This window comes from Mesorhizobium sp. LSJC280B00 (assembly GCF_000502835.1).
Classification (GTDB): domain Bacteria; phylum Pseudomonadota; class Alphaproteobacteria; order Rhizobiales; family Rhizobiaceae; genus Mesorhizobium.
Map to the genome: position 1 here is coordinate 288,325 of NZ_AYVL01000002.1, position 20,725 is coordinate 309,049.

20 protein-coding genes and 2 pseudogenes are annotated in these 20,725 nt (G+C 62.0%); 11 read left to right on the plus strand and 11 right to left on the minus strand.

All coding sequences use genetic code 11. From position 1 onward, the window contains the following. Positions 1-9 precede the first annotated feature (9 nt). Both X773_RS43715 and X773_RS43720 read right to left on the minus strand, forming a co-directional pair. Positions 10-966: an ABC transporter permease gene (locus tag X773_RS43715; protein WP_023674636.1), complete on the minus strand. Its 957-nt coding sequence runs from the start codon at positions 964-966 to the stop codon at positions 10-12. A gap of 96 nt (positions 967-1,062) precedes the next feature. Then, entirely contained in the window at positions 1,063-2,094 is a 1,032-nt protein-coding gene (locus X773_RS43720) for a sugar ABC transporter substrate-binding protein (RefSeq protein ID WP_023674637.1), read from the minus strand. Positions 2,095-2,297: 203 nt separating this feature from the next. Here X773_RS43720 and X773_RS43725 point away from each other — a divergent pair, with 203 nt between their 5' ends. Further along, positions 2,298-3,323 carry a LacI family DNA-binding transcriptional regulator gene (locus tag X773_RS43725; protein WP_023674638.1) on the plus strand — a complete coding sequence of 342 codons (1,026 nt, stop codon included), beginning with the start codon at positions 2,298-2,300 and terminating at the stop codon, positions 3,321-3,323. Between the two features lie 104 nt (positions 3,324-3,427). On the opposite strand, the pseudogene X773_RS0137215 reads toward X773_RS43725, so the two are convergent. The 3 genes and pseudogenes from X773_RS0137215 to speB form a co-directional block, all read right to left on the minus strand. Beyond that, a pseudogene (locus X773_RS0137215) lies at positions 3,428-3,592 on the minus strand (transposase); the annotation flags it as partial. Positions 3,593-3,815: 223 nt separating this feature from the next. Next, the gene (gene argC / locus X773_RS43730) at positions 3,816-4,742 is read right to left on the minus strand and encodes an N-acetyl-gamma-glutamyl-phosphate reductase (protein WP_023674640.1); all 927 of its coding nucleotides are present in this window, start codon (positions 4,740-4,742) and stop codon (positions 3,816-3,818) included. A gap of 29 nt (positions 4,743-4,771) precedes the next feature. Next, the gene (gene speB / locus X773_RS43735; protein WP_023674641.1) at positions 4,772-5,779 is read right to left on the minus strand and encodes an agmatinase; all 1,008 of its coding nucleotides are present in this window, start codon (positions 5,777-5,779) and stop codon (positions 4,772-4,774) included. A gap of 306 nt (positions 5,780-6,085) precedes the next feature. On the opposite strand from speB, the gene X773_RS43740 reads away from it, so the two are divergent. After that, the gene (locus tag X773_RS43740; RefSeq protein WP_023674642.1) at positions 6,086-7,144 is read left to right on the plus strand and encodes a glycerophosphodiester phosphodiesterase family protein; all 1,059 of its coding nucleotides are present in this window, start codon (positions 6,086-6,088) and stop codon (positions 7,142-7,144) included. 356 nt (positions 7,145-7,500) lie between these two features. Here the strand turns inward: X773_RS43740 and X773_RS43745 are convergent, their stop codons facing one another. Next, the gene (locus X773_RS43745; RefSeq protein ID WP_023674643.1) at positions 7,501-8,379 is read right to left on the minus strand and encodes an aldo/keto reductase family oxidoreductase; all 879 of its coding nucleotides are present in this window, start codon (positions 8,377-8,379) and stop codon (positions 7,501-7,503) included. 94 nt (positions 8,380-8,473) lie between these two features. Between X773_RS43745 and X773_RS0137220 the strand changes: the two genes are divergently transcribed. Continuing rightward, positions 8,474-9,367, plus strand: a complete 894-nt coding sequence (locus X773_RS0137220) for a LysR family transcriptional regulator (RefSeq protein ID WP_031211224.1) — start codon at positions 8,474-8,476, stop codon at positions 9,365-9,367. Between the two features lie 108 nt (positions 9,368-9,475). Here the strand turns inward: X773_RS0137220 and rpsI are convergent, their stop codons facing one another. The 3 genes from rpsI to X773_RS43760 all read right to left on the minus strand — a co-directional run bounded on the left by rpsI (position 9,476) and on the right by X773_RS43760 (position 11,103). Continuing rightward, on the minus strand, positions 9,476-9,958 hold the full coding sequence (rpsI, locus tag X773_RS43750; RefSeq protein ID WP_023674644.1) for a 30S ribosomal protein S9: 483 nt from the start codon (positions 9,956-9,958) through the stop codon (positions 9,476-9,478). Position 9,959: 1 nt separating this feature from the next. Continuing rightward, complete coding sequence (rplM, locus tag X773_RS43755; protein WP_023674645.1) at positions 9,960-10,424, minus strand: 50S ribosomal protein L13; 465 nt, start codon at positions 10,422-10,424, stop codon at positions 9,960-9,962. Positions 10,425-10,638: 214 nt separating this feature from the next. Next, positions 10,639-11,103 carry a PaaI family thioesterase gene (locus X773_RS43760; protein WP_023674646.1) on the minus strand — a complete coding sequence of 155 codons (465 nt, stop codon included), beginning with the start codon at positions 11,101-11,103 and terminating at the stop codon, positions 10,639-10,641. 151 nt (positions 11,104-11,254) lie between these two features. On the opposite strand from X773_RS43760, the gene X773_RS43765 reads away from it, so the two are divergent. From X773_RS43765 to X773_RS43785, 5 genes are all read left to right on the plus strand, one after another. Next, entirely contained in the window at positions 11,255-12,076 is an 822-nt protein-coding gene (locus X773_RS43765) for an enoyl-CoA hydratase (RefSeq protein WP_023674647.1), read from the plus strand. Between the two features lie 9 nt (positions 12,077-12,085). Beyond that, positions 12,086-12,508 (plus strand): VOC family protein, encoded by a 423-nt coding sequence (locus X773_RS43770; protein WP_023674648.1) that lies wholly within the window; start codon positions 12,086-12,088, stop codon positions 12,506-12,508. 74 nt (positions 12,509-12,582) lie between these two features. Then, positions 12,583-13,104: a CoA-binding protein gene (locus X773_RS43775; protein WP_023674649.1), complete on the plus strand. Its 522-nt coding sequence runs from the start codon at positions 12,583-12,585 to the stop codon at positions 13,102-13,104. Positions 13,105-13,269: 165 nt separating this feature from the next. Then, the gene (locus X773_RS43780) at positions 13,270-14,550 is read left to right on the plus strand and encodes an O-acetylhomoserine aminocarboxypropyltransferase (protein WP_023674650.1); all 1,281 of its coding nucleotides are present in this window, start codon (positions 13,270-13,272) and stop codon (positions 14,548-14,550) included. Between the two features lie 5 nt (positions 14,551-14,555). Further along, positions 14,556-14,906, plus strand: coding sequence for a cupin domain-containing protein (locus X773_RS43785; RefSeq protein ID WP_023674651.1), 351 nt, complete (start codon positions 14,556-14,558; stop codon positions 14,904-14,906). A gap of 25 nt (positions 14,907-14,931) precedes the next feature. On the opposite strand, the gene X773_RS43790 is transcribed toward X773_RS43785, so the two are convergent. Further along, positions 14,932-16,179: a cytochrome P450 gene (locus X773_RS43790; protein ID WP_023674652.1), complete on the minus strand. Its 1,248-nt coding sequence runs from the start codon at positions 16,177-16,179 to the stop codon at positions 14,932-14,934. Positions 16,180-16,276: 97 nt separating this feature from the next. Between X773_RS43790 and X773_RS43795 the strand changes: the two genes are divergently transcribed. Further along, entirely contained in the window at positions 16,277-17,380 is a 1,104-nt protein-coding gene (locus tag X773_RS43795; protein ID WP_023674653.1) for an FAD-binding oxidoreductase, read from the plus strand. Between the two features lie 3 nt (positions 17,381-17,383). Here the strand turns inward: X773_RS43795 and X773_RS43800 are convergent, their stop codons facing one another. After that, a complete protein-coding gene (locus tag X773_RS43800; protein WP_023674654.1) occupies positions 17,384-17,974 on the minus strand; it encodes a hypothetical protein in 591 nt (196 codons plus the stop codon). Positions 17,975-18,321: 347 nt separating this feature from the next. Here X773_RS43800 and X773_RS43805 point away from each other — a divergent pair, with 347 nt between their 5' ends. After that, positions 18,322-18,951, plus strand: coding sequence for an ATP-dependent Clp protease proteolytic subunit (locus X773_RS43805; protein WP_023674655.1), 630 nt, complete (start codon positions 18,322-18,324; stop codon positions 18,949-18,951). Positions 18,952-19,255: 304 nt separating this feature from the next. Beyond that, positions 19,256-20,534, plus strand: a pseudogene (gene clpX / locus X773_RS43810) (ATP-dependent Clp protease ATP-binding subunit ClpX). Positions 20,535-20,725: the final 191 nt, after the last annotated feature.

Below are 20,725 nucleotides of genomic sequence, written 5' to 3' on the forward strand. Positions count from 1 at the left end.
GCTCCCGTGTCAAACGCTGTGCCCGAGGCGCCGGGCCAGACTCTGATTGAAGATGACCGCCGCGATGAGCACGACGCCGACGAAGGTGATGTACCAGGACGATGGCGCTCCGAGCGCAATCAGCTCGTAGCGGAAGCTCACCACGATGAGTGCGCCCAGGATGGCGCCCAGGATCGAACCGCGCCCACCGGTGAGCAGACAGCCGCCGATGACCGCAGCGGAGATTGCCTCGAGCTCCATGTTCTCGCCAAGCGTCACGTGGGTCTGCGGTTGGTTGCACAAGGTCAGGATGCCGGCAAAGCCAGCCAGCAGCGAGCAGAGTACGAAAGTGACGATCTTGACCCTTTCGGTCCTAACACCTCGCGATTCGGCGCTTTCCCGCCCGCCCCCGGTCGCAAGCAGTCGGTTTCCGAACGGCGTTGCCCACAACATTAGGCCGAGAAGCGCCGCAATCGCCACAATCCAGAAGATCGCGGCTTCGACGCCGAACAACTCACCGCCCAGAACTCGTGTCAGCGGATGGGCGCGCGCGTCGGGAGAGAAATTGTGCACCGATCCGCCCGTCCAGACATAGATGATGCCGCGCGCGATGAAGAGGCCGCCCAGGGTTACGATCATTGACGGCAACTGCCCCTTGACCACGGCAATGCCCTGGCCCAAGCCGGCAAGCGCCGCAATGAGAAGCGCCACGAGCAGCGAACCGGGGACGCCAAGTGGTGGCTCCAGGGTGATGAAGGAAACGCCCGCCAGCCCGTAGACCGAACCCACCGAAAGGTCGATTTCCTTGGTCATGATGACCAGTGCCTCGCCCATCGTGACGAAGGCGAGGATTGATGCGAACTGGGTCACGTTCGACACGGTCGGAACCGTCCACCAGCCGGAAAAGTCGACAAGCGTAAAGACGGCAAGCATGACCGCGACGCCGATGACCGCGCCAAAACCCTGGCTGCGAACAAGGTGTTTCATTCAGTTTTGTTCCGCTGTTCCGGGACCTGCTGTAAGCGGATAAAGAAGGGGCGGCCACTCCCCGAGGAAATAAGCCGCCCCTCTCGGGAGGAACCCTTACCAGGTGTTCTGTTCGTCGTAGGCCTTGTCACCGAACACGGCCCGGACCTGCTTGGCCCATTGATCGGCGTTGTCCTTGTTGATGATGACCGGCCCGGTCAGGATGTCGCTCTGCGGCGCGTAGCCGAATTTCTTGTTCCAGTAGAGCCATTCCATCGGCTCGTAACCCTGGAGCCAGAAGCCCTGGCTGTTGGTCGCCAGAAGGTGGCCGGCTCGGACGCCTTCAATCGAGACTGGGCCCTCGTCGACCGTCAGGATGGTCATACCCTTATCGTCGACATCGGGATCGAGCTTCATCTCGTTGGCGACGCTCCAAGCCCAGGGTGCGGACCAGCCGGCTACAGTGAAGATATAGTTCGTGTCGGGATTGGCCTGCAGGAACGACTGCAGCGCGTTGCGTGCGCCGGCCGGCTCGGCACCGATGAACAACTCGTCGAACTTGGCGCCAACGGCCGCCATTGCATCTTTCATGCCCTTGCAGCGGGCTTTGAGACCCTGGTGGGCTGAATCGTGGCTGGCGCAGACGACATGCTTGGGTTGCGGAATTTTGCCTTCCTTGGCCTGTTCGATCGCGTATTCGCCGAGCTTCTTGCCCGTCAAATACTCATCACCGCCGACGTAGGTCAGGTAGGGGATGCGCTCACCAGCTGGCCGACTATCCGGGATGTTGAAGGCAACGACTGGAATGCCTTCGTCGATCGCCTTGCGCAGGGGGCCTTCGAACGCGTCCGAGCTGACGATTGGTACCGCGATGCCATCAGGATGCGTTGCAATCGCTTGCTCGAGAAGGCGGACATGCTCCTGGACTGAATAGTTGTTGGTTGAGATGTATTCCGTCTTCACGTTTGGATATTTCTTCTCGAACTCCTTCAGCGACAATGTCAGCCAGTTCATGTTGGGATCGTTCGATCCAATGTGCGAGACCATGACGAAGCGGTACTGCTTGTCATTGTCTTGCGCACCCGCTGTGCCTGCAACCACACTGGCGGCCAACACGGCCGTTAGCATCGCCAATTTCTTGATATTCATGGGGCTCCTCCCTCCGTTTAACGATGCAAGTATTCCCGATTGAAACAACATCATTCAAGCTGCGTGATTGGTCATTCGTGATGCGAATAGCATCAAAATTTGCTGCGCGGCACAAAGTCTACGTAAGCCATTCAAAACATTGTGGTTGCGGGCATCTCAATTTTCCTGAATGATGCGTTTTGCATCAAGTATAGGAGATTCCAGTGACCGACGGCACCCAGGGCAGGCTTTGGAAAGGTCCTACGATCCAAAATATCGCCGCACTTGCCGGAGTGGGCCCAGCGACTGTGGACAGGGTCCTGAACAGCCGAGGCGGCGTCCGGGACAAGACAAGAGCGCGCGTGCTGGCGGCGGTGGAAAAGCTTAGCAGCGAAAGCAAGGAGCGCGACGTTCCGCTCCGCATCCTGCTGATCTGCGATTCCGGTGAGACGTTCAACGCCGCGATGGCTTCGGCCGCAGCTGAGGCCAATCGCACGCTCGCGGGCATCGAGATCGACGGCGTTTATGTGAGCACCAGTGAGGTTGAGCCCGCCTCATTCGCGCGGCAGATCGAGCAGCGCGGCGAGGGAATGGACGGCGTGGTGATCATCGCCCGCGAGCATCCGGCCATCAACCGCGCGATCCGCAAGCTGCGAACCATCGGGATTCCCGTAATATGCCTGACGACGGATCTGCCGAGTTCGCGCCGCTCGGTTTATGTCGGCAATGATCAGTACGCCGCTGGCAGCGTCGCCGCGCTGCTGATCGGCAATGCCCTGCCGAGGGAGCGCAACAATATCCTGATCGTCATGAGCGTACCGTTTCGCTGCCAGCAGGAGCGTGAGATGGGCTTTCGCAGGGTGCTACGGTCGGATTTTCCCTATCTGAAGATTGAAGAGCGCGTGATCTCGGATGACCGACCCGAAACCACGTGCGGCCAGCTGACGCGCTATTTCGAGGCAAATGGTCACCCTGCCGCGATCTACAATGTGGCCGGAGCGAACCGGGGTGTGGCAAAGGCTCTGGAGATGGCCGGCAAAGCGCACGAGACGGTATTCGTTGGCCACGAACTGACGAACCATTCCCGTAACCTGCTCGAGGCAGGCATCATGGATTATGTGATTTCGCACGATTTCGTTAGCGAACTGGGCGCAGCCGCTCGCTGGATCAAGGACAATCTCAACGGCCTCACAGCCGAACCCGCGCACTCTCAGATACTGGTCCATACGCGATATAATTGCGGGCTTTGAGGGTCTAATCCTCTGAATCACCGTCAATACAGCACGAAGGTCGAAGCCTGTCGCTGCGAAGGCTGGCTGGCCAAGAGCAACTCTAGGCTGTAGTGAAAATTTAATCATTTGAGCCGGAGCATGATGGCAGCGAGCTTGACGAAGCCGAGGAAGTTGGCGGCGATTTTGTCGTAGCGCGCTGCGATGCGCCGCCACTGCTTGGGCTTGGCGAAGAAAGCCTCGATGCCCCAGCGGTTTTTGTAAGCGATCCTGTCGTAGTTATGTTGGTACACAAATGGCTCGATCCGCTCCCACTGATCGTCGCGTAGAACCTCACCTTCCAAACCCAAGCCGTTAAATTGTCACTACAGCCTAGATCCTTGACGATTGCCGGTGAGCCGTCCTCGCGAGCACCTTTCCACGAGCACCTTTCCAGATGCGGCTACCGAACGTTTCGGCAATGAGCTCCGGCGCGCCGACCTTCCAGCGCTTTGGAAATCTCGGCGCATCCATTCAAAGGCCGAGCATCAGATCCATGTTCTGCACAGCGGCGCCCGAGGCGCCCTTGCCGAGATTGTCGTAGACGGCAAGCAGCAGCGCCTGAGCTCGATCGTCATTGGCGAAGACGTAGAGCTTCATCCGGTTGGTGCCGTTGTAGATCTCCGGATCGATGTCGGGCATGCGTTCCTGATGCAGATACGGCGCCACCTCGACCACGCCGCCATCGAGGGAAGCGAAATGATCGGCGATCGCCGCGTGGAGCTCGGCGCCGGTCGGCACATGGTCGAGGCCGCCAAGTTGCAGCGGCACCACCGTGATCATGCCTTGCGCGAAATTGCCGACTGCCGGCTGCATGATCGGATCGTGCGAAAGCCTGGCATAGGTCCTGAGCTCCGGCACGTGCTTGTGCTGCAGCGTCAGTCCGTAGGGCAGGAATTCCGGCGCATCCTCGCCTTTGGCGACATAATCCTCGATCATTGGCCGGCCGCCGCCGGAATAGCCAGAAATGCCGTTGACGGTGACCGGAAAATCGGCCGGCAGCAGCCCCGCCGCAACCAGCGGCCGCAGCGTCGCGATTGGTCCTTGCGGCCAGCAGCCCGGATTGGCGACGCGCTTCGCCGAAGCGATCTTCTTCGCCTGGTCCTTGTCCATTTCGGCGAAACCATATTCCCACCCATCGGCGACGCGATGTGCCGTCGAGGCGTCGATCACCTTGGTGGTGTCATTGGCGATCAGCGAAACGCTTTCCTTGGCGGCCGCGTCCGGTAGGCAGAGGATCGCGACATCGGCGGCATTGAGGAACTCGGCACGCGCTGCCGTTTCCTTGCGGCGCTCGGTCGGGATGGAGATGATTTCCAGGTCGCCGCGCTCGGCAAGCAGCGCCCTGATTTGCAGACCGGTGGTGCCGTGCTCGCCGTCGATGAAGATTTTCGGTTTCATTGCCTGCCAAAATTCCTGTTTTCTCAAAGCTATATGCCGCTCGCCTGATTCAATCCGGCAACGCCGTGATTGCCCTGGGTCATTTCCTCGAGCCGGGCCTTTCGTTCCGCCAACAGCCCGAGATAGTGCATGGCCACCATCGACCCGGCAATTGCCGTTATATCGGCGTGATCATAGGCTGGCGCAACCTCGACGACGTCGGCGCCGACGATATCGAGCTGGTTGATCTGGCGCAGCACCGACAGGATCTTTGCCGAAGACGGGCCTCCCGCGACCGGCGTTCCGGTGCCGGGCGCAAAAGCCGGGTCCAGGCAATCGATGTCGAAAGTGACGTAGGTCTTCTTGCCGCCCGTACGGTCGACGATGGCATAGGCGATGTCCGACGCACGCATTTCCTCCACTTCATGGCCATACAGGATCTTGATGCCGAACGTGTCGGGCGCATGGGTGCGGATGCCGATCTGGATCGACCGGTCGGGGTCGATGATGCCCTCCTTGACTGCACGGCCGACGAAGGAGCCGTGATCGATGCGCTTGCCGTCGTCGGGCCAGGTGTCCTGGTGTGCGTCGAACTGCACCAGAGCCAGCGGGCCATGGATGGCGGCATGCGCCTTGAGCAGCGGCCAGGTGACGAAGTGATCGCCGCCGAGCGACAGCAGGAAGGCGCCGGATTTCAGGATCTTCGCCGCTTCGCGTTCGATCGTGGCAGGCGTCTTCTGGTGATTGCCGCTGTCGAGCAGGCAGTCGCCATAATCGACCACGGCAAGCTGTTCGAACAGGTCGCGCGAAAACGGATATTGCGGATCGTTGTCGAGGATGGCCGAGGCGCGGCGGATTGCCTGCGGTCCGAAACGGGCGCCCGGCCGATTGGTGACCGCAGCGTCAAAGGGAATGCCCCACACCACCGCATCGGCGTCCTTCACGTCCTTCGAATATTTGCGCCGCATGAACGACAGGGCGCCGGCATAGGTCGGCTCGAACGACGCACCCGTCCTGGAGCGGGTGGTGAAGGCGTGATCGATGGTCCTTGGCGGCATGAAGCGATCTCCTGTGCGTCGACGCGCAACCTTATTGGACATAATTCTCAGAATTGCGACCCCTGCGGAGGATCATGGCCATTCGATCCGGTCACAAATCCTTGCTCGCCAGGCGAACCCGGCATGGCTCGCCAGGAGATTGCCTGGCAAGCAACCGAAAGTAGCCGCCAACGGCTGCTTCGGCCGGCGCTGACCTGAATTTTCCAGCATTTTGCAAGCCGGCTTCGTTCACCTGCCTGTCACGGGCATCGCTTAACCGGGGTGCGATCCCGGTACGGAGCGATTCTCGTGCGAACGACTTGTCTCATGCGAACGATTTGGCTGAGCCTTCTGCTTTCCGCGGCGCTGGCGCTCTCCCTTGGCCAGGCATCGGCAGGCGAAACGCGCGCCAGGCAGATTCTCGACCGCTTCGAGCACGCCAACCAATGGCGCGACCATGTGATAGTGGCCGCGCACCGCGCCGGCGGCATGCAATCCGGCAAGACGCTCTATCCCGAAAATTCGATCGCCGCCGTCGAGGCGTCGATCGCAATGGGCGCCGAAATCGTCGAGGTCGATATCAGGCGCTCGAAGGACGGACAGTTCGTCGTCATGCATGACAGTTGGCTCGACCGCACGACGAATTGCAAGGGTGAGGTGGTCAACCGCACGATGGCCGAACTCAAGACGTGCCGGTTGGTGATCGAAGGCACCGGCGCCGTTACGGGCGAGACGGTCTCGACGTTGCGCGAGATGTTGATGACGACCAGGGACAGGATCCTCATCAATCTCGACAACAAGCTCGATACCGAAAGCCTGGCCGGCATGGTCGCGGTCGCGCGCGACCTCGGCATGGCCGAACAGGTGATCGTCAAGGAGAACCTGTGGGATGCGGAGAGGATCGCCACGGTTGCGGCCGCCATGGACGCGATCGAGGGCGGCTTCCAGTTCATGCCGATCATTGCCGACGATGCGGTTCACGACGCGATGTTTGCCGAAAAAGTCAGCCGGGCGTTCCCGGTGCGGGCGATCGAACTGATCAATTGGCGGGCCGGCGCCGAGACACTGACCGAGACCGGCGGCCCGCTGTTCAGCCCGCGCATGCGCGCGCTGGCGGTGAGGGGCGACTGGCACATCTGGGCCGACACCTATGCCATCGTCAACAAGCCGGGCGGCTTCCTCGCCGGCGGTCGCGGCGACGAGCTGGCGGTTGCGGCCAGCCTGCCGCGCGAGACTTATGGCTTCTGGGTCGAGCGCGGCGCCACCATCATCCAGACCGACGAACCGAAGGCCGCCATCGGTTGGCTGGCGGCGAACGGTTTTCGCGTGCCCTATGCCGGTGAGAAGCGCCCGGCCGAGCCGGCCAACACGGCCAGCATCAACTAGACCGGCGCGGCGAGAATTGGATCTCCCTCTTGTGGTGACGATGCCCGGCAGGGCAGAAGGGCGCTGTCCCGCCGACCCCAGGCCGGCAGCGCCAAACTTTCGAAGGAACCCAGAAACAGAAAACCCGCCTCTGTGGGCGGGTCGTTGGAGCCAATTAGCACCATACCCAAATTAGTAGCATAGCTGCCGGCACAAAGCAAGAACAAAATGTGGCGTAGTGGCAGAAAAATGCGACGATCCTTCAGCGTCTCGGCTGTCCCGCCTGCAAGATCGGCGCGCCTTCGCTGTCCTGCCGGCAATCTCCCCCGCAAGGGAACCCACTTGGGGGAGATTGGCTCATCACTGCCTTCGGTAATCTACCCGCAGGCCGCCATTGCCACAACATCCAGCTCCTTGATGACATCGTCCGACAGTTCGAGGTCGGCAGCGGCGAGGTTCTCCCGCAGATGCGCGACGGAAGACGTGCCGGGAATCAGAAGAATGTTGGGCGCGCGGCGAAGCAGCCAGGCGAGCGCGACCTGCATGGGCGTGGCGCCGAGGCGTGCGGCGACCTTGGACAAGGTCGACGACTGCAACGGGTTGAAGCCGCCAATTGGGAAGAACGGCACATAGGCGGTGCCGTCGCGGGCGAGATCGTCGATCGAGGCATCGTCGCTCCGATCCGCCAGATTGTACTGGTTCTGCACGCAGACGATCCTGCACATCCTGCGGCCTTCGGCGATCTGCGCAGCGGTGACGTTGCTCAGCCCGATGTGGCGCACAAGGCCCTGTCGCTGGAGCTCGGCAAGCGTCGCAAGCGGCGCCTCGATCGACCCTTCGGCGGGGCCATGCGCGTCGAACATGACCCGAAGGTTGACCACCTCCAGCACGTCGAGTCCGAGATTGTGCAGATTGTCGTGCACCGCCTGTGTCAGCTCTTCTGCCGAGAAGGCCGGCAGCCATGAGCCATCCGTGCCGCGTCGGGCACCGATCTTGGTGACAATAACGAGGTCGTCGGGATAGGGTGCGAGCGCTTCGCGGATCAACAGGTTGGTCACGTGCGGGCCATAGAAGTCGCTGGTGTCGATATGGTTGACGCCTTGTGCAACGGCTTCGCGCAGTACGGCCAATGCCGCGTCGTGGTCCTTTGGTGGGCCGAAGACGCCGGGCCCTGCGAGCTGCATGGCACCGTAGCCGAGCCGTCTCACCTTGCGGTCGCCGAGGATGAATGTGCCGGACTGGTCGACGCTGGACATGGTCTTTCTCCTTCAGGAACGGTGCACAGATAGACGCTGTCCGATCTCATGATAATTGGGTACAATTCGCACGGGCTGTGCGGAATGACGAACAATGCAGATTGATCTCGGGGACCTGAACGCCTTCGTGGCCGTAGCGCGCGCCAAAGGTTTTCGGGATGCGGCACGCGCCAGCGGCGGCAGTGCGTCCGGCTTGAGCGAGGCGGTGCGGCGCCTGGAGACGCAGCTCGGTGTCAGGCTGCTCAACCGGACGACCCGCAGCGTCGTCCTGACCGAAGCTGGCGAAGGCCTGCTGGCGCGGCTCGGTCCTGCCTTGACCGAGGTGGAATCGGCCCTCGACGTAGTGAACGGCTTTCGCGACAGGCCGGCAGGTACGTTGCGCCTCAATGTGCCGGTCAGCGCGGTGCGGCTGGTGCTGCCCAGCATCGTCCCGCGGTTCCTTGCCGCCTATCCAGGCATCCGGTTGGAGGTGATCTCGGAGGAGAGCTTCGTCGATGTGCTGGCGGCGGGGTGCGACGCCGGCATTCGCTATGAGGAGCGGCTGGAGCAGGACATGATCGCTGTGCCGATCGGACCGCGCGTGCAGCGCTTCGCCACCGCCGCCAGCCCGGCCTACCTGGATCGTCATGGCCGGCCGCAACACCCGCGCGACCTGCTCGGCCACGCCTGTCTGCGCGGCCGCTTTGCCAGCCGTGCGATGCCGCCGTGGGAATTCGAGCGCGACGGCGAGGTGGTGCGGGTCGACCCGACGGGGCCGCTTGTCGTGACCCTGGGCGGGGCGACTGACCTCAAAGTCGATGCAGCCATCGCCGGCACCGGCATCATCAGCCTGTTCGAGGATTGGCTACGCCCTCACTTCGAGAGCGGGGCGCTCGAACCGCTGCTTGAACCCTGGTGGCAGAGCTTCTCCGGGCCGTTCCTTTACTATCCCGGCCGGCGCCTCGTGCCGGCGCCGTTGCGGGCGTTCATTGACTTTATCAAGGCCTGAAGTCTGCCACCATGCGTGCGAGCCGCGCCCGATGGGGTGATTGGTGCCTCTTTTTGTGGAAAAGGCCGCCCGGAGGCGGCCTTTCGAAAACGTGTAATTGCGCAGCGCTTAACGCTTGGAGAACTGGAAGCTCCGGCGGGCCTTTGCCTTGCCGTACTTCTTGCGCTCGACGACGCGGCTGTCGCGGGTCAGGAAGCCACCCTTCTTGAGCACGGCGCGCAGCGCCGGCTCGTAATAGGTCAGCGCCTTGGAGATGCCGTGGCGCACGGCACCCGCCTGGCCGGAAAGGCCGCCGCCGATGACGGTGGCAACGATGTCGTACTGGCCGGCGCGATTGGCGGCGATGATCGGCTGGTTGAGGATCATCTGCAGCACCGGACGCGCGAAATATTCGGCGAACACCTTGTCGTTGACGACGATCTTGCCGGAGCCGGGCTTCACCCAGACGCGGGCGATGGCGTTCTTGCGCTTGCCGGTGGCGTAGGCGCGGCCCGACTTATCGAGTTTCTGGACGTGGACGGGTGCGGCCGGCTGGGTGTTGGTATTGCCGGTGGCAGCTCCGAGTTCTGCGAGCGAGGAAAGCTCAGCCATCTTACGAAACCTTCTTGTTCTTGGCGTTCAGCTTGGCCACGTCGAGGACGACAGGCTGCTGGGCGACATGCGGATGTTCCGTGCCTGCATAGACGCGGAGGTTCTTCATCTGGCGACGGCCGAGCGGGCCACGCGGGATCATGCGTTCGACGGCCTTCTCGACGACACGTTCGGGGAAACGACCCTCGAGCAGCTGGCGCGCGGTGCGCTCCTTGACGCCGCCGGGGTGGCCGGTGTGCCAGTAATAGACCTTGTCGGTGAACTTCTTGCCGGTGAACACCACCTTGTCGGCATTGATGACGATGACGTTGTCGCCGTCGTCGACGTGCGGGGTGAAGGTGGGCTTGTGTTTGCCGCGAAGATGATTGGCGATGACAGTGGCGAGACGGCCGACGACGAGACCCTCGGCGTCGATCAGCACCCACTTCTTCACCACATCCGCAGGCTTCTGCGAAAAGGTTGCCATGGATTGTTGCTTTCGGTTCGGACCTTCAAAAGAAGGCGTTTCTTGTTGCTTGGATTGGCGAAAGGCGCTTGCCCGCCGCCAATAACAAAACGGCGGCCTTTGCGGGCCGCTGTTCCGTGAGGGCTTATAGGAGAGGACGGCGACTGCGTCAAGGCGCGTGAAATGTCGGCAAGCTATCAAAATCCAGCAAAAACAATGCCTTGGGTGAAAGGTATTATTTTACCACACCATCAATCCGCTTTGGCGGGATCGAATAGGTGCCCGTTGCGTGCGCTACTGTGTGTCCCTCCGGGCCGGCGACGATGTCGATATCGAACACCATCAGGCTCTTGCCGAGCTTGAGGATGCGGCAATGGCCGTCGATCGGCCCGGCCTCGGCCTTGCGGACGAAATTGATGTTGAGACTGGTGGTGACCGAAAGCGCATCCGGTCCGGCATGCGAGAGCACGCAGACATAGCCGCCTATGTCGGCCAGCGTGAACAGCGCCGAACCCGACACGGTGCCGCCGGGACGCAAATGGCGCTCGTCGGCATTGAGTCGCACGACACAGCCGCCTGGAAACACCTCCAACGCCTCATAGAAGGTGAACTGGTCGTTGAGTTGCGGGAAAACGGTCGCCATCAGCGCGTTGACATCAGCAGCCGTCAGCACCGGCTTGAGGTTGCTTTGGGCAGGCATGTCGGTCCCTCGTTTGCGCCTGCCTGTATGAGCGTAGCGTGCTGTTTCTGGCAACAGCCATTCATTATGGCAGAAGCGGGGTGTTGGACGAAGCGAGACCGGCATACTAGATTAGTCGATCACCGATCCGGAATCGCGGAGGAATGACCCCATGGCCGAAATCGTTGCCATCAAACCTGCCGTTGCCGAAGGGCCGGTCGTCTCCAGGCTGGACAAGGGCGTGCTGCGCCTGACGCTTGCCAATCCGCCGGCCAATGCTCTTTCGCTTGCAGTGATGGCGGCGCTGATGGCGGAACTCGACCGCGCCAAGGCCGACAAATCCGTCCGCGTCATCGTGCTCGGGGCGGTCGGCAAGGTGTTCTGCGCCGGACACGACCTCAAGGAGTTGAGCGCGCACCGCGCCGATGCCGATCGCGGCAGGGGCTTCTTCGAAAAGACGTTTTCCGCCTGCGCTTCACTGATGCAGGCGATCGTTCGCCATCCTAAGCCGGTGATCGCCGAAGTCGACGGCCTGGCGACGGCGGCCGGCTTGCAGCTGGTTGCCAGCTGCGATCTCGCCATCGCCTCGCACGAGGCGACCTTCTGCACGCCTGGCGTCAATATCGGACTGTTCTGCTCGACGCCGATGGTGGCGCTGTCGCGCAACGTCTCGCGCAAGCACGCCATGGAAATGCTTTTGACCGGCGAGACGATCGATGCGGCAACCGCCAAGGAATTCGGTCTCATCAACCGCGTCGTGCCGCGCGAATATCTGAATCAGATTGTCACCAAATACGCGCAGACCATTGCGTCCAAATCGTCCTTGGTCGTCAAGATCGGCAAGGAAGCCTTCTATGAGCAGGCGGAAATGGGGCTGGCCGAGGCCTATGATTACACCGGGCGCGTCATGGTCGAGAACATGCTGGCGCGCGACGCGGAAGAGGGCATTGGCGCCTTCATCGGCAAGCGCAAGCCGGAATGGCCGGAGGAATAGGAGGCGGATATGGAACCGCGCATCTCCATCATCACCATAGCTACCGACGATCTCGACCGCGCGGTGCGCTTCTACGAGGGCATGGGGCTGACCCGTCATGCCGGGATCACCGAGGGCGTTGCCTTCTTCCAGACGGGCGGCGCCATTCTCGGCCTGTTCCCGCGGCAAAGCGCCGAAGAGGATTCAGGCGTGACCTTCGGCAAAGCGCCGTCGGCGGTCTACCTTGCCTACAACACCCGCTCCGACGCCGAGGTCGATGCAGTGCTGGCGATGGCCGAGAGGGCCGGCGGCCGTATCGTCAAGCCGGCTGGCCGCGCATTCTGGGGCGGTTGGTACGGCTATTTCGCCGATGCCGACGGGCACATCTGGGAAGTGGCGCACAATCCGGCTTTTCCGATCGCGGAAGACGGATCGATTTCGCTGCCCGGCTGACGGCTTTCCCTGGCCCATTGCAAGCCACTGACGCGGCTGTTGGCACCTCACTCCGAAGCGCTGTATGACGAGGCATGAACCACGACGCCTACGACAACGCCTATATCGCCGGCATCCTCAATTCGGTGAAGACCATCGCCATGGTCGGCGCGTCGGCCAATGACGTGCGGCCGAGCTATTTCGTGCTGAAATATCTGCTCGGCAAAGGGTTTTCGGTGTTCCCGATCAATCCCGGCCAGGCCGGCAAGGCGATTCTAGGCCAGATGACCTATGCCAGACTCGCCGACGTTCCAGGATCTGTCGACATGGTCGACGTGTTTCGCGCTTCCGCTGTCGTGCCCGGCATTGTCGACGAGGTGCTGCGGCTCGATCCGCTGCCGAAGGTCATCTGGATGCAGCTTGGCATACGCCATGACGAGGCGGCCGCGCGCGCCGAAGTCGCCGGCATCAAGGTGGTGATGAACCGTTGCCCCAAGATCGAATATGGCAAGCTGTCCGGCGAGATCGGCTGGACCGGCGTCAATTCCGGCGTTTTGTCGTCGAAGAAGCCCCTGATGCGGCCGGGATTCCAGAGCTTCGGCGTTCGCCAGAAGTAGGTAGTGAATAGTGAATGGTGAATAGAAGGATTTTTCTGGAAGGCGGGCAAGGCGGCATATGAGCCGCTTGCAATCAGGGTGGGGCTGGCCGACTTTGCCATTCACCATTCACCATTCACCATTCACCATTCACCATTTACCATTCACTATTGAGGGAGGTTTTCGATGGCCCGCACGCCCGGTTTCAACACGCTCGCCGTCCATGCCGGCGCCAAGCCGGATCCGGCGACCGGCGCCCGAGCGACGCCGATCTACCAGACGACCTCCTTCGTCTTCGACGATGCCGACCATGCCGCCTCGCTGTTCGGGCTGAAGGCGTTCGGCAACATCTACACCCGCATCATGAATCCGACTCAGGCAGTGCTGGAAGAGCGCATCGCGGCACTCGAAGGCGGCACGGCAGGCCTTGCGGTCGCCTCCGGCCATGCCGCGCAGGTGCTGGTCTTCCACAATCTGATGCAGCCCGGCGACAATTTCGTTTCAGCGACAAAGCTTTACGGCGGCTCGATCAACCAATTCGGCCACGCCTTCAAGAATTTCGGTTGGCAGGTGCGCTGGGCCGACACCAATGACATCTCGACCTTCGAGAGCCAAATCGACGACAGGACCAAGGCAATCTTCATCGAGAGCCTGGCCAATCCGGGCGGCGTCTTCGTCGATATCGAGAAGATCGGCGACATTGCCCGCAAGCACGGCCTGCCGCTGATCGTCGACAACACGCTGGCCTCGCCCTATCTGCTGCGGCCGATCGAACATGGCGCCGACATCGTCGTGCATTCGCTGACCAAGTTCATCGGCGGTCACGGCAACTCGATCGGCGGCGCCATTGTCGACGGCGGCACCTTCGATTGGTCGAAGTCGGGCAAATATCCGATGCTGTCGGAGCCGCGCCCCGAATATGGCGGCCTCGTCCTGCACGAGACCTTCGGCAATTTCGCCTTCGCCATCGCTGCTCGCGTGCTCGGCCTGCGCGATATCGGCGCGGCGATTTCGCCGTTCAACGCTTTCCTGATCCTGACCGGTCTGGAAACCTTGCCGCTCAGGATGCAGCGCCACTGCGACAATGCGGCGGCGGTCGCCGGATGGCTTTCCAACCATCCCAAGGTCGCCTGGGTGTCCTATCCCGGCCTGCCCAGCGACAAGAACAATGCGCTGCAGAAGAAGTACTCGCCGCTCGGCGCCGGCGCGGTGTTCACTTTCGGGCTGAAGGGCGGCTACGCGGCGGGCATCAAGTTCGTCGAGGCGCTCGAGCTGTTCTCGCACCTGGCCAATGTCGGCGACACCAAGTCGCTGGTCATCCATCCGGCATCGACAACGCATCGCCAGCTTTCAGACGAGCAGAAAATCAATGCCGGGGCAGGGCCGGACACGGTCAGGCTTTCGGTCGGTATCGAGGATGTCAACGACATCGTTGCCGATCTGGAACAGGCCCTCGCCAAGGTTTGATCGCCATGACCACGCCGAAACTTCTGTCCGTCGGCGTCGACATCGTCGAGCCGGAACTTGGCGCACCGGCGCCGGGTCGCCTGATTTCGGGCGATCCGAAGTTCCGCACCTGGAACGTCGAGGAACAGGACGGCGGCCTTTATGCCGGCATATGGGAAGCAACGCCGGGCAAATGGCGTATCGAATATGACGAGTGGGAGTTTTGCCACATTCTGTCGGGAGTCTCGGTGATCGCCGAAGACGGCGGGAAGGCGCGCACCGTCAAAGCCGGCGATAGTTTCGTGCTGAGGCCGGGTTTCAAGGGGAGCTGGGAAGTGCTTGAAACGACTCGCAAGGAGTATGTGATCAAGCTTTGATCTCGCATCGCGCCGGACCGAATGCTCAGAAGTGTACGGCGAGCGTTTCCAGGCCGTGGAAATGATAGGTGTCGCGGAAGCGCGGCTGTTCGGCAAGATGCAGCTGCGGTAGCCGGTCGAACAAGGTTTTCAGCGACACCTGCAGTTCGAGCCGGGCGAGCGGCGCGCCGATGCAGAAATGGATGCCGGCGCCGAACGATACGTTCTTCTGGTCGGCACGGTCCGGCCTGAAGGCGAGGGGCTCGGCAAACGCAGTAGGGTCGCGATTGGCCATGCCGAGCAACAGCCCGATCGTCTCGCCAGGCTGGACGATGATCCCCGGCCCGGCCTCGACCTCCTGATAGGCATAGCGCGTGAACATGTGCAGCGGCGCGTCGAAGCGCAGGCACTCTTCGACCGTCGCGGCTGTTGCTTCCGGTGAGGCGAAGAAGCGGCGCGGGTCGCCGCCTTGCGCAAGGATCGAGCGCACCGCATTGCCGGTCTGGTGGACAGTTGCCTCATGGCCGGCATTGAGCAAAAGGATGGCCGAGGATACCAGCTCGTCCTCCGACAGTTTCTGACCGTCCTCCTGTGCCCCAATCAGCAGCGACAGAAGATCCTCGCCCGGCCTCTTTCGCCGCTCGGCGACGTAGCCGCGCAGAAAATCGGAAAAGTCGCGCGCGGCGCGATTGGCCGTGTCCTCCGTCTCGCGGGTGCGGCCATGCATGTACATGGCGACCATCCGATGCGACCAGTCGAGCAGCTGCGGCCCCATCTCGACCGGCACGCCTAGCATCTCGGCAATGATGGTGATCGGCAAGGGAGCGGCGAAGGCCGTCAGCAGGTCGACTTCCCCTGGTTCGAAACGGTCGATCAGTTCGTTGGCCAACGTCTCGACGCGCGGCCTGAGCCGCTCGACCTGGCGCGAGACGAAGGCGCGGTTGACCAGCGTTCTGAGCCGTGTGTGGACGGGCGGCTCCAACTCCAGCATCGAATTGGCCTCGACACCGTCGAAGGCGCTGAGATGCGTGCGGTCCTGGCCGATGCCCCGGCTGTCCGGAATGCCGGCCGGGTTCTGGCGGCCGAAGCGGCGATCGCGCAGCAGTCGGTTGACGTCGTCGAAGCCGCCAAAACACCAGAAACCAAATTCTTCCCAGAAGAAGGCGTTCGATGCGCCATGCAGGAAGGCGTAGGCTTCATATGGGTCCTGGAAAAAAGCCGGTTCGTGCGGATCGAGCCGCAGGCGGCGGGAGGCTGGATCAAAGGCAAGATAGGGCGGCTTCAATTCGGTCATGCCAGATCATTAGCGCGGCTTGCCAGTCTGGTGCCAGACCGTATGTTGGCCCTCCCGTGAGGTGAGCCGCCGAAGCGGTTGCGGAAGGACGGTTTTCATGAATGTGATCGTGGTCGGTGCAGGCATTGCCGGGCTTTCCACGGCCTGGTCGCTGGTCAAGGCCGGGCACCTCGTCTCGATCGTCGAGCAGGGACCGATCCCCAATCCGCTCGCCGCCTCCGGCGACCATCATCGCATCATCCGCCGCGCCTACCGGGCCGGAACGGGCTACGGCCGGCTGATCACCGAAGCCTATGAAGCCTGGGATGAGATGTGGGCCGATCTCCGTGAAAGCCATCTCGATCCGCGCGGCTTCATCTGCATTTCGCGCCAGCCGGGAGACGAGGCCGAGGAATACCGAGAAGGCATGGAAGCCGGGAACTACCCGTTCGAATTGTTCGAGCCGGATGCCGCGGTCGAACGCTGGCCGTTCCTAGAACCTGGTTCATTCCGCTATGCGTATTTTTCGCCGGACGGCGGCGCGCTGCACTGCCGCAAGATCGCTGCCGGCCTCGCCCGGTGGCTGCGCGCGAACGGCGCCAATGTCTATGAGAACAGCAAGGTGGTCGAGATCGACGCCGAGGCCGGGCATGTCGTGCTGGCGGGCGGCGAAACGATGCAGGCCGACCGGATCGTCGTCGCTGCCGGCGCCTGGGTGCTAAAACTGTTCCCGGAGCTGGATGGCGAGCTGAAAACCTGGCGCACCGCGCTCGCCTATGTCGAACCGCCGGCGGACCTGAAAGCGGTCTGGCAGGCAGCACCGGTCGTCCTCAACATCGGCGGCACTGTCGACGGCTACGCCATCCCGCCGACAGGCGGCGCCGGCATGAAATTCGGCTCGGGCCTGCACAGGGTGCCGACCAGCGATGCAGACTGGAACCGTCAGCCGGTGCCGGGCGAGGGCGAGGCGATCCGCAACCTGTTTTCACCGCCGATTGCCCATATCGAGGAGTATAAGGTCACCGAGGTGGTCACCTGCGCCTACACCTTCACCGCCGACGAGAAATTCCTGGCTCACCAGAAAGGCAGATGCCTGGTCGTCTCGGCCTGCTCCGGCCACGGCTACAAGTTCGGCGCGGCAGTCGGCAGAAGGGTTGCGGCCTACGTCGGCAACGGCGATGTCGACGGCCTGAAGAAATGGCTCAGGGCGGAGGTGGCCTGAGCGCTAATACTGGCAATGCCTCGGAATATGCACGCGGCGCCAGCTGGATGAGCCCTCCCTGACCACCACGCGGCGGGCCACTGTCTGATAGGACGCCGGAATGTCGATGATGCGCCGTTGCTCCGGCCGCACGAGAACCTCTTCGGCGACGCTCTCGTATTCGGCGGGGAGGACAACGCGCCGCCGGCGTTCCGGCTCAACCACGACGATCTCGGCCATGCGTTCATAGCGCGCCTTGTGCCTGACCTTGCACAGCACCTTGCGGCCATTGATGATGCGCCATTCCCAGGAATAGCCGCCGTCATTGACCCTCACGGACCGGTAGATGGTGCGGGTGATGGCGGGCACGGTCTCGTAGCTAACGCGCGCCGGCGCGATCTGCACCACGCGCTCACGCGTCCCGTAGATCGGCGCTTCATACTGCACCTGCTGGCCGGCTGGGCTGACGAGCACATCCTCGTAGACGGTGTCGTAGACGGCCGGCCGGTTAACCTGCTCGTAGCATTCGACCGAGCGTCCGCCGGCAGCCGTTTCGGACGCCATGCCGAGAACGCTGATGCCGGTAAGGGCCAAGGAAGCAACTTTCTTGATCATCGCACTCCCCCTGTTTGAACTGCGTGAAGCGAGTTCAACGTTGAATTGTAGGGTAAGCCCTGGCCGGAAAAAGCGGTTTCACCACTTTTCGTTAAGCGATGCGGTTAAGAAACTGCTAAACAACGGCCAAGCATGAGCGCCCCTTCCCACGGCAGGAGAGGGGCTGCCGGCACGGCGACAGGCGAAACTGGTTTGGAAACCTTGATTCGACTTAACCGGATGGCTAGGAGAGGCGGCCTTGCGCTAGGGTGAGCCGGCATCCTATTTACACAATAACGATCCAGAACCGATTCTGCCCGATTGCAAATCTCCGGCGCCGGAATCCCATCCTCAAAAAGGGATAGTCCATGAAGAACCCCGTCGAAACCTACATGAACCTCGTTCCGATGGTGGTCGAACAGACCAATCGCGGCGAGCGGGCCTACGACATTTTCTCGCGGCTCCTCAAGGAGCGCATCATTTTCATCACCGGCCCGGTCGAGGATGGCATGGCGACGCTGGTCTGCGCGCAGCTGCTGTTCCTCGAGGCGGAGAATCCGAAGAAGGAAATCAACCTCTATATCAACTCGCCCGGCGGCGTCGTCACCTCCGGCATGGCGATCTATGACACCATGCAGTTCATCAAGCCTGCCGTGTCGACGCTCTGCATCGGTCAGGCCGCCTCGATGGGCTCGCTGCTCTTGACGGCGGGCCACAAGGACATGCGCTTTGCCACGCCGAACGCCCGCATCATGGTCCACCAGCCTTCCGGCGGCTTCCAGGGCCAGGCTTCCGACATCGAGCGCCATGCCCAGGACATCATCAAGCTGAAGCGTCGCCTCAACGAGGTTTACGTCAAGCACACCGGCAAGAGCTACGATGAGATTGAAAAAACGCTCGACCGTGACCATTTCATGACTGCCGACGAGGCCAGGGATTTCGGCCTCATCGACAAGGTCATTTCGTCACGTGAGCCGGTCGAAGGTATTGCCTTATAGGCCCGCGGTGGCCCTGCGGTGGCAATGAGTGGCGGGATCACGCGCTTTTGGCGCAGCTTGCGGCATTTCGGCCACAATTGGCTGTTCCCTCGACGGGTGCAATTGCCTACGTTAAGGCTATGTTGATTTTCGACGGCTTAGCTTTGCGTGGGGTTGTTCGAATCATTGCCCCGTTTTCCGATTTGTGTTTCGTACGGAATGCGTTGCGGGAGCCGGCGCACTGGCGGCAGCGGATTCCCGCGATAGATTGAATATGCGCCCTTTCAACCAGACCATCGGCGGGCGGCCATGAAAGGACAGGAAAATGAGCAAGGTCGGCAACAACAGCGGTGATTCCAAGAACACGCTTTATTGCTCGTTTTGCGGCAAAAGCCAGCACGAAGTGCGCAAGCTGATCGCCGGGCCGACGGTGTTCATCTGCGACGAATGCGTCGAACTGTGCATGGACATCATCCGCGAGGAGAACAAGACCTCGATGGTGAAGTCGCGAGAGGGCGTGCCGACCCCACAGGAAATCCTCAAGGTTCTCGACGACTACGTCATCGGCCAGCCTTACGCCAAGCGCGTGCTGTCGGTGGCCGTCCACAACCACTACAAGCGCCTCGCCCATGCCGGCAAGAACAACGACGTCGAACTCGCGAAGTCTAACATCCTGCTGATCGGCCCGACCGGCTGCGGCAAGACGTTGCTGGCGCAGACGCTGGCCCGCATCATCGACGTCCCCTTCACCATGGCCGACGCGACGACGCTGACCGAGGCCGGCTATGTCGGCGAGGACGTCGAGAACATCATCCTGAAGCTGTTGCAGTCGGCCGACTACAATGTCGAGCGCGCCCAGCGCGGCATCGTCTATATCGACGAGATCGACAAGATCTCGCGCAAGTCGGACAATCCCTCGATCACCCGCGACGTCTCGGGCGAGGGCGTGCAGCAGGCACTTTTGAAGATCATGGAAGGCACTGTCGCCTCCGTGCCGCCGCAGGGCGGCAGGAAGCATCCGCAGCAGGAATTCCTGCAGGTCGACACCGCCAACATCCTGTTCATCTGCGGTGGCGCTTTCGCCGGCCTGGACAAGATCATCTCGGATCGCGGCAGGAAGACCTCGATCGGTTTCGGCGCCATCGTCGCTTCGCCCGAGGATCGCCGCACCGGCGATGTTTTCCGCCTGGTCGAGCCTGAGGATCTCTTGAAGTTCGGCCTCATTCCCGAGTTCGTCGGCCGTCTGCCTGTCCTGGCGACGCTGGAGGATCTCGACGAGCCGGCACTGATCCAGATCCTGACCGAGCCGAAGAACGCGCTGGTCAAGCAGTATCAGCGGCTGTTCGAGATGGAGAATGTCGACCTGACCTTCCACGAGAACGCGCTCTCGGCGATCGCCAAGCGCGCCATCGAGCGCAAGACCGGCGCGCGCGGCCTGCGTTCGATCATGGAAGCGATCCTGCTCGACACCATGTTCGAGCTGCCGGCGCTGGAAGGCGNGCGTGCGCGAAGTGGTTATTTCGGAAGAGGTGGTGTCAGGCAACGCCCGGCCGCTCTACATCTATTCCGAGCAGAAGGAAAAGAAGGGCAACGTCAGCGCCTGACGTGAGCCGGCAATGGATTTTTTTTCCGAAACGGCGCCGCAGGGCGCCGTTTTGCTGTCGCAGACCGCGTACGGCGCCGCGTAATGGCTGCGGATTGGAGGGACGGACCGTGTTGACCCTTGATCTTTACCCCCCGTGCCTCCAACTAATGGCAGAAGGCCGTGGTGCCGAATTCTGTGCTGTAAAACTCC

Bases quoted from the DNA above. Each gene is read 5' to 3' on its own strand.
- X773_RS43715 (WP_023674636.1), bottom strand. From the start codon at position 966: ATGAAACACCTTGTTCGCAGCCAGGGTTTTGGCGCGGTCATCGGCGTC.
- X773_RS43720 (WP_023674637.1), bottom strand. From the start codon at position 2,094: ATGAATATCAAGAAATTGGCGATGCTAACGGCCGTGTTGGCCGCCAGT.
- argC (WP_023674640.1), bottom strand. From the start codon at position 4,742: ATGAAACCGAAAATCTTCATCGACGGCGAGCACGGCACCACCGGTCTG.
- speB (WP_023674641.1), bottom strand. From the start codon at position 5,779: ATGCCGCCAAGGACCATCGATCACGCCTTCACCACCCGCTCCAGGACG.
- X773_RS43740 (WP_023674642.1), top strand. From the start codon at position 6,086: ATGCGAACGATTTGGCTGAGCCTTCTGCTTTCCGCGGCGCTGGCGCTC.
- X773_RS43745 (WP_023674643.1), bottom strand. From the start codon at position 8,379: ATGTCCAGCGTCGACCAGTCCGGCACATTCATCCTCGGCGACCGCAAG.
- X773_RS0137220 (WP_031211224.1), top strand. From the start codon at position 8,474: ATGCAGATTGATCTCGGGGACCTGAACGCCTTCGTGGCCGTAGCGCGC.
- rpsI (WP_023674644.1), bottom strand. From the start codon at position 9,958: ATGGCTGAGCTTTCCTCGCTCGCAGAACTCGGAGCTGCCACCGGCAAT.
- rplM (WP_023674645.1), bottom strand. From the start codon at position 10,424: ATGGCAACCTTTTCGCAGAAGCCTGCGGATGTGGTGAAGAAGTGGGTG.
- X773_RS43760 (WP_023674646.1), bottom strand. From the start codon at position 11,103: ATGCCTGCCCAAAGCAACCTCAAGCCGGTGCTGACGGCTGCTGATGTC.
- X773_RS43765 (WP_023674647.1), top strand. From the start codon at position 11,255: ATGGCCGAAATCGTTGCCATCAAACCTGCCGTTGCCGAAGGGCCGGTC.
- X773_RS43770 (WP_023674648.1), top strand. From the start codon at position 12,086: ATGGAACCGCGCATCTCCATCATCACCATAGCTACCGACGATCTCGAC.
- X773_RS43775 (WP_023674649.1), top strand. From the start codon at position 12,583: ATGAACCACGACGCCTACGACAACGCCTATATCGCCGGCATCCTCAAT.
- X773_RS43780 (WP_023674650.1), top strand. From the start codon at position 13,270: ATGGCCCGCACGCCCGGTTTCAACACGCTCGCCGTCCATGCCGGCGCC.
- X773_RS43785 (WP_023674651.1), top strand. From the start codon at position 14,556: ATGACCACGCCGAAACTTCTGTCCGTCGGCGTCGACATCGTCGAGCCG.
- X773_RS43790 (WP_023674652.1), bottom strand. From the start codon at position 16,179: ATGACCGAATTGAAGCCGCCCTATCTTGCCTTTGATCCAGCCTCCCGC.
- X773_RS43795 (WP_023674653.1), top strand. From the start codon at position 16,277: ATGAATGTGATCGTGGTCGGTGCAGGCATTGCCGGGCTTTCCACGGCC.
- X773_RS43800 (WP_023674654.1), bottom strand. From the start codon at position 17,974: ATGATCAAGAAAGTTGCTTCCTTGGCCCTTACCGGCATCAGCGTTCTC.
- X773_RS43805 (WP_023674655.1), top strand. From the start codon at position 18,322: ATGAAGAACCCCGTCGAAACCTACATGAACCTCGTTCCGATGGTGGTC.